At 63.2% G+C, this 7883-nt stretch carries 7 protein-coding genes and 1 pseudogene; all 8 read left to right on the forward strand.

Annotated features, from left to right (window positions below; genetic code table 11):
* Window positions 1-2: 2 nt before the first annotated feature.
* Window positions 3-1910, forward strand: a complete 1908-nt coding sequence (asnB, locus tag BLS85_RS16105) for an asparagine synthase (glutamine-hydrolyzing) (protein ID WP_092787767.1) — start codon at window positions 3-5, stop codon at window positions 1908-1910.
* On the forward strand, window positions 1907-2953 hold the full coding sequence (locus tag BLS85_RS16110; protein ID WP_092787768.1) for a glycosyltransferase family A protein: 1047 nt from the start codon (window positions 1907-1909) through the stop codon (window positions 2951-2953). Before asnB ends, BLS85_RS16110 begins: the two co-directional genes overlap by 4 nt.
* Window positions 2953-4359 (forward strand): glycosyltransferase, encoded by a 1407-nt coding sequence (locus BLS85_RS16115; protein ID WP_092787769.1) that lies wholly within the window; start codon window positions 2953-2955, stop codon window positions 4357-4359. The genes BLS85_RS16110 and BLS85_RS16115 overlap by 1 nt, the downstream gene beginning before the upstream one ends.
* Before the next feature lie 8 nt (window positions 4360-4367).
* On the forward strand, window positions 4368-5030 hold the full coding sequence (locus tag BLS85_RS16120; protein WP_092787770.1) for a class I SAM-dependent methyltransferase: 663 nt from the start codon (window positions 4368-4370) through the stop codon (window positions 5028-5030).
* A 249-nt stretch (window positions 5031-5279) separates the two neighbouring features.
* On the forward strand, window positions 5280-6221 hold the full coding sequence (locus tag BLS85_RS16125) for a glycosyltransferase family 2 protein (RefSeq protein WP_092787771.1): 942 nt from the start codon (window positions 5280-5282) through the stop codon (window positions 6219-6221).
* A gap of 266 nt (window positions 6222-6487) precedes the next feature.
* Window positions 6488-6955, forward strand: a complete 468-nt coding sequence (tnpA, locus tag BLS85_RS16130) for an IS66-like element accessory protein TnpA (RefSeq protein ID WP_092787772.1) — start codon at window positions 6488-6490, stop codon at window positions 6953-6955.
* Window positions 6952-7299 (forward strand): IS66 family insertion sequence element accessory protein TnpB, encoded by a 348-nt coding sequence (gene tnpB, locus BLS85_RS16135; RefSeq protein WP_092787773.1) that lies wholly within the window; start codon window positions 6952-6954, stop codon window positions 7297-7299. Before tnpA ends, tnpB begins: the two co-directional genes overlap by 4 nt.
* A gap of 190 nt (window positions 7300-7489) precedes the next feature.
* Window positions 7490-7883: pseudogene (locus tag BLS85_RS16140) on the forward strand (IS66 family transposase); the annotation flags it as partial.

A 7883-nucleotide genomic window follows, 5' to 3' on the forward strand; every position in this document is an offset into this window, starting at 1 on the left:
CCTTGTGTGGCATTGCGGGAAGCATCAGCTCCGGAGCGGACAATGACGCCGGCACGGCAGCTCAGTTGTGCGCCTTGTTGCGTCACCGTGGCCCGGACGGCGAGGGGCATTTCGCGGACGACCACGTCGCCCTGTCGATGCGCCGGCTTGCGATCATCGATCTCGAGGGCGCGGCGCAGCCCATCCACAGTCGGGATGATCGCTATGTTTTGGTAGCCAATGGTGAAATATACAACCATGTAGAGCTTCGTGCCGAGATGGCGGCGGCGGGCGTCGACTTCGTCACCAATGGCGACGTTGAGACCATCCTGCACGCCTACGCAATGGAGGGTGAGGCTGGCGTCTCGCGGTTGCGCGGCATGTTTGCGTTCGCGCTCTGGGACCGCGCCCAGCGACGCTTGGTTTTGGGGCGGGATCGCATGGGCGAAAAACCGCTGTATCTTGTGGAGCGTCCCGGCGGCCTGACCTTCTGCTCCGAACTCCGGGCCCTTGTCGCCGCCGGCGTCGCGCCGGTCGATCTGGACCCGGTCAGCGTTCACGAGTATTTCCACTACTCGTATGTTCCGGAACCGCGAACCCCGTTGAAGGGTGTGCGGAAGCTGCCCGCCGGGCACCTCCTGACCATTGATGTCGACGGTTGGGTGGTTGAGCAGCGCCGCTATTGGGACTTGCTCTCCTGCCCCCCCATTGACGCTGATCCGGCAAGCGAAATCGGGAGGGTGTTGGACGAGACCGGTCGGCTCATCATCCGATCCGATGTGCCGGTTGGCGTCGCCTTGAGCGGCGGGCTCGACTCAAGCATCGTCGCGGCCCTCGCCGTACGCCATGCCGACAGGCCCCTGACGGCCTTTACCGTCGGGTACTCGGGTCGCCCGGCAACCGACGAACGCGATGATGCGATAGCCCTGGCCCGGCACCTCGACCTGCCGGTACAGGAGATCGAGATCAACGAAAACGCCATCCCGGAAAGCTTCGAATCCCTGATCGCCGAACGCGACGATCCCATCGCCGACATCTCCGGCGAAGGCTATCGGGCCGTCATGCGAGCCGCGCGCGATGCCGACGTACCGGTCTTGCTTCTGGGTCAAGGCGGCGACGAGTTGTTCTGGGGGTACGAATGGGCGCGCCGCGCCGTCGAGTTGGCCGAGCGAAAGCAGCGCGGTGAAGACGTCAACAGCCTGCTCGACACGCCGGCCCCATCCGGTCGTCTGCGGCGACTTCTGTCGTCATGGCGCAGCGCACACCGGTCGCGGCCTCCGCAGGCTGCGGATGATCGCCTGCCGTTCTATGACGTCGCCCCGGTGTTTCGCTCCGCTGAAGGTCAAGTGGAGCAACTCTACAGCAAATCATGGCGGCAGGCCCTGGCGGGCGTTGATCCGGGCGCTCTCTTCCGCGTACCGCGACCGTGGGATCGACCGGACCTGTTGGTGACCGATCTCCTCTGCTCGACGTATCTCCTCGAAAACGGCATGACGCAGGCTGACCGACTGGGCATGAGTTCCTCGGTGGAAACGCGTCTCCCGCTCGTGGACTATCGCCTCGCGGAAACGGTGATCGGTCTGAGAAAGGCGCAACGAGACGACCATCTGTCCGCGAAAAGCTGGCTCAAGGCGGCTGCGGCCGATCTGCTGCCATCCTGGGTGTTGTCGCGGCCCAAGAAAGGATTTACGCCCCCGACTGATCAGTGGCATCGTCGAATATTCGACTCCCTGGGCGGCCGTTTAGAGAATGGGCGCCTCGTTTCCCATCAGGTTCTCGCGGCCCCGGCGGCATCCCAGCTCTCCAAAGGACCGTTTCCGAGTCAGTCGGTTGTGCCACTGTCCTTCAAGGCATTGGTGCTGGAGCTGTGGGTCCGAGATCTTGAGGCGCTGGCGGCGCGCCACGCTGCATCCAAAAGAGCGACCGCATGATCACGTTATTCAGCACCGCGAAGCGCTTTGAGGGACACACGGCCGTGATCCAGGAGAACGCGCTCGACAGCTGGTGCGCGCTCGGGCCGAGTGTTGAGGTCATCCTGTTTGGGGACGACCCGGGGACGGCGGAGGCGGCACAGCGGCGCGGCTTGCGCCACGTTCCGGACGTCAAGCGAACCGAGCAGGGGACGCCGCTGCTCAGCGACATCTTCGACCAAGCCCGCGAAAAGGCCAAGAACCCGGTTCTGGCCTACATCAACGCCGACATCGTTCTGCGACCGGATTTCGTGACGGCGATTGGGCGCGTCGTTCAGGAGCGCGAGCGTTTTCTCGTCGTCGTGCAGCGCCTGAACCTTGACGTAACAACGCGCCTGTCGTTCGATGATCGCGGCTGGGCCGAGTTGGGCAGGTGCATGCGCCGGGAAGGTAAGCTTGAGGCGCCGGACGGCATCGACGTCTTCGCATTCTCAAAGGCGACGGCCCTTGCCTTGCCGGACTTCGCCGTAGGGCGCCCCTGCTGGGACAACTGGCTGATCATGCAGGCGAAACGGCTGGGCATTCCGGTGGTGGACATTTCTGCGGTGTGCAGGATCGTGCACCAGAACCACGGCTACAGGCATGTGCCGCAAGGCAAGGGCAATAAATGGGAAGGCCCGGAGGCGGACGCCAATCGCGCGCTTGCGGCAATCGAAACCAACGATTTCCGTGCCGCCGACTATACGATCCTATCGGCGGATGAATGCCTCGACGAGGCGGGCCTGCGGCCGATGCCCCGGTTTTGGGTTCTTGTTCGGCGCCTGCGTCATCATCCGCTGTGGCCGGAAAAAGGATACGTGAAGATCCCCCAACCGAGCGCAATGCGGATGGTGGTGCAGATTCTTTATTCCGTGCTGGTCCGCCTTTATGCGTTAGTCAGGCCTTACCTGCCCTATAGACTACACCGTTTGATCGTCTACACCATCAACTCTCTTTTTAGGCAAGGCGAGTCTGATCCCACCGATGCCGACCCAGCCCGAGAGAAGAGCAAGGATCGGCTCTGATGTCGTCTCGGCCAGCACGGTGCATCGTTCATGTCAACGAAGCAGATGCCGGGGGCGGCGCTCAGGTGATTGCCCGCAGCATGGTCCAGGCCGCGCGCTCGGCGGGGCGGGAGAGCTGGCTGCTGGTGAACCGAAAGCTGACGGACGATTCCGCCGTTCTGCCCTTACCAGACAGCGGCGGAGGTTCGGTTCTGTGGCGCGGAGCCTGTCGGGCTCTCGCCAGGTTTTCGCGCAGGCTGCCGTATCGCCTCGGGCATCCCCTGGAGCGGAGCGCGCGCCTCGCCGAACAGCCCGTGGATGCCGTCGATTGGATGTGGGGCCGCGAACCCTTCCATCGACCGCACACACGCAAAATTCTTGAGCTCTCCCCTCGGTCCCCAGACGTTTTGCATGCCCACAACCTGCATCACGGCTATTTCGACCTCCGGGTCTTGCCGCACGTGTCGCGTCGTGTCCCGCTCGTCTTGACGTTGCACGACGAGTGGTTGCTCACGGGCCACTGCGCCGGGACGATGGGATGCGAACGATGGACGACGGGGTGCGGCCAGTGCCCCGACCTTGATCGCTACCCTCCGCTGCGCCGCGACAACACGGCCGCCAATTGGCGCCGCAAGGCGGATATTTTTAAAGACTCCCGCCTGTTCGTCAGTACACCCTCGCAGTGGCTCATGGCGCGGGTGGACCGGTCCATGGTGGCGCCCGCCATCGCGGAACGCCGCGTGATCCCGAACGGCATCGACACGGCCGCGTTCCAGGCCGGCGACCGCGCCGCCGCCCGGTCCCGTTTGCGACTCCCCGATGACGCCCATGTGGTGCTGTTTTCCGCCAACAGCATGCGAAGCAACGCCTTCAAGGACTACCCGACGATCCGGCAGGCTGTGCGTCGGCTGACCCAGGCCTTTCCGGACCGCGATGTCATCCTCCTGGCATTGGGCGACGCGGGGGACGATCCCGAAGCAGCCGATTTGGACGTGCGCTTTCTCGGCCTGACGAACGACCAGCGGCTCATCCAGGATGCCTATCATGCCGCCGACCTCTATCTTCATGCGGCGCATACCGATAACTTCCCGACAACCATCTTGGAAGCGCTCGCCTCTGGTCTCCCGGTTGTCGCTACCGCCGTGGGCGGAATTCCGGAACAGATCCGCGCTCTCGATCTTCCCGGCTGCGACACGACGAATCCGCACACGGTTTCCGGGAATGAGACCGGGGTTCTCGTCCCCCATCGTGACGACGGTGCCATGGCGAGGGCCGCTGAAACGTTGCTGACCCAGGATGACCTCCGGCACCGATTGTCGGAAAACGCGAGACGCGATGCGCGAGACCGATACGACCTGTCGGTCCAGACCCGGGCGTTCATGGATTGGTACGATGAGATCGTCGACCGCTTTGGACGCCCGACGTAACGAGTTGGATGAAACGCATGACGGCTGAACAACATTACGACTCTGATTACTTCGATTGGCAGAAGAACATCGGCGCGTTCGGTGGCGTTGCCAACCTCATAAAGTTCGAGCCCTTCTTGACGCCGGATGATCGCGTCGTCGATTTCGGCTGCGGCGGCGGGTTTCTTCTCGCCAACATGAACTGCCAAGAGAAGGTCGGCGTCGAGGTCAACCCAACCGCGCGCCAGGCAGCCGAAGGGCATGGCCTCAAGGTCGTGGCGTCCCTCGCCGAGATCTCGGACGGGTGGGCAAGCCTCATCGTTTCCAATCACGCGCTGGAGCATGTCGAGCACCCCTTCGCCGTCGCCTCTGAGATGCTGCGCGTTCTGGAGCCAGGCGGACGCGTCGTCATCGTGGTCCCGTGTGACCATTACAGGGTCGACTTCGACCCGTCCGACATCAACCAGCATCTCTATTCCTGGAGCCCGATGAATCTTGGCAACCTCTTCAAGCATGCCGGGTTCGAGGTGGAACAGTGCGGTCTGTTCATCCACACATGGCCACGGCGCTATGAACAGATCGTGAAGCGGTTCGGCTGGCGGGTATTCCACGCATTGGCTCGGCTTCAAGGACGCGTTGAGACGCGATGGAAGCAGGTCAGGCTCGTCGCCAGAAAGCCCCCCGCCGTCTGACGCAGTCCGTGCACGACGTCCAGCCAATGCCTCTCGCAAACGCTGATCGACCGACGCCCCGCACAGGCGATCCGCCCTTCCGAAGCCAAACCAGAGCGATCCGAAAAGCATCGCGATGACGGTCCGATGAAATATAAATTGGCTAAGCTGCGCTGAGCAAGCCAAAACCTGCGCGAAGCGCCCTAGTGAAACCAGGGCGAACGTGGAAAAAAGTTCAATCTACTTTCTTTTTTAGGAAAGACGCCCACCGTGATAAGCGTCATTATTCCAACATTCGGACGCCGGAACACTCTCTCCCTTGCAGTTCAATCAGTTCTGGACCAAGAAATCAAAGAGCCGCTGGATTTTGAGATCATCATCGTTGACGACGCTTCTCCGCACCCTGTTGAGGCTCCCAGTTCCGACGACCGTATCAAGGTCCTGCGGCTTGAGAAGAACCTGGGCGCGGCCGGAGCACGCAACGCAGGCATTTTGGCAAGTCGCGGAGATTATATTGCCTTCCTCGACTCAGATGATATTTGGCTGCCAAATAAGTTGCAGCGACAGATAAGCGATTTTTTATCGCTCGACGCCAAGGGCGGAACTGGATTGATCGCAAGCGCAACCTCTTTTTACCTACGCAATGGCATCACAAACCGTTTGCAGCTTCGGATCCCGCAAGAGGCCTGTGCGGTTTCGATCTTCGTATCGGGGTGTTGGATGTGCCCCGGATCAACGCTCGTTCTGCACAGACAGACCATTGAGCGTGTTGGGCTATTCGATGCACGATTGCGGCGACTCGAGGACTTCGATTGGATGCTGCGCTTCGCGGCAAAAGGCGGGACGCTGCGGGTGGTCCGCGAGGCAGGCGCTATCATAGCGCCCTCAACCGGAACAAAATACAAGCCCGTACACTCAGCCGTAAAAACAATTAAATCGAAGCATAATACCGACGACTACGGCAGACTAACAATAAACCAGAGACGCCTCATGAAGAGCTACCTTGCTCTTGAAAAATCTCTTGCATCATATAGTGAATCCAGATATTTTCGCGCCTGCTTAAACATTGGCGAATCATTCACGCTCGCACCCAGGCGCAGCCTCTCTCTACGCAAGTACTGGGAGCGCAGTGACGACATCCCCCCTGACATCTCCCAGCGTTATCGGCGGTTGATGGCCCAATCGAAGAATACCTCGGGTGACAACCGCTAATCAATCGGTCTGGTTGTGATCGGCCGGTGTGGGCCGCTCGGCCGGATTGTTGTCGATGGCCACCTCGCCGATGGTAACCGGCCGCTCGGGGCCGCCGGGATAGGGGCTTGAAGATTAGGCGGCGGCGGTCTGGCAGGGTATCCGTCCGGTGAGAACCGTAAGCGGCCGGTTTGGGCCGCCTTGCGCGCTGGCGCGTGACGAGTAGCGTTTGTCGTTACGGACGTCGGTAACGACGTCGTTACTGACGTCAGCAAGCGGGTGGTGGGATGCGCCAGGAGATCCTGACGGGTGTGGAACGTCGGCGGCGGTGGTCCGTCGCGCAGAAGATGGCGATTGTGGACGAGGCGGCGGGGCCGCCGGGCCGGGTCGCGGAGGTTGCGCGGCGCCATGATGTCTCGCGCCAGCAGGTCTATCATTGGCGCCGGGAGTTGCGCCGCAAGGGTCTGTTGGCGTCGGGGGAACCGGGCCTGTTCCTGCCCGTCACCCTGGTGGATGAGGATGGGACATCTCGAGGGTGCGGCAACCGGGACGGCGAACTGGGGACGCCCATCGGTCCGGCTCCGACCATCGGAGACGCCGCCGCCGTCTTGGCACCCGACGACCCGACACCGACACGCCGTGCCACGGTCGACCCGGTGGAGATCGTGCTGCGCAACGGCCGTGTGGTGCGGGTGACGTCGGAGGTCCCCGACGCCGTCCTGACCCGGGTCATCCGGATCGCGGAGGCGTCATGATCGGGCCGGGCAGCGGGGTACGGGTCTATCTGGCCTGCGGGGTGACGGACATGCGCAAGGGCATCGCCGGCCTGGCGGCGGCGGCCCAGCAGGTCTTGCGGCAGAATCCGGCGTCGGGCGCGGTCTTCGCCTTCCGGGGTCGTCGTGGCGACAGGGTGAAGCTTCTGTATTGGGACGGCCAGGGCTTCTGCCTGTCCTACAAGGTGCTGGAGCATGGCCGCTTCCCCTGGCCGTCGCCGGCGGACGGCACCGTGCGGCTGACGCCGGCCCAACTGGCGATGCTGTGGGAGGGGATCGACTGGCGGCGCCCGGCGTGGACCGCGCCGCCGGCCCGCGTGGTGTGAATCTCCGAACGGAATCAGAGAGATAGGGCTGGAGCTGGGGATCCCGACCGGGTATACTCTGGCCATGACGCCGACGCCCGAGACCCTGCCCGACGATCCCGCCGTCCTGAAGGCGATGCTGCTGGCCAAGACCGAGGAGGTCAGCCGCATGGCGACGTCGCTGCGGGCCTACGAGGCGATGGTGGAGGCGCTGAAGCTGCGCATCGCCCGCTTGAAGCGGCAGAAGTTCGGGCGCAGTTCCGAGAAGATTGACCGCGAGATCGCGCAGCTGGAACTGGCCCTGGAGGGGCTCGAAGTGGCGCGGGCGGTGGCCGAACCCGCGCCGGCGGACGACGAGGAGACCGACCCGCCCCCCGAGAGCGAGACAGCATCGGACCCGGGCCAGTCGTCCCAGAAGACCGCACCGCGCCGTCGCGGCAAGCCCAAGGTGGCGCCGGACACCCCGCGTGAGCGCATCGTTCTCGACCCGGGCGAGCAGTGTCCGGCCTACGGCGGGCCGCTGCGTCTGGTGGGCGAGGACGTGGCCGAGATCCTGGACTTCATCGCCGCCAAGCTGAAGGTGGTGGAGACGGCGCGGCTGAAGA

Origin of the sequence: Rhodospira trueperi (genome assembly GCF_900101965.1) — a bacterium.
Taxonomy (GTDB): Bacteria; Pseudomonadota; Alphaproteobacteria; order Rhodospirillales; family Rhodospirillaceae; genus Rhodospira; species Rhodospira trueperi.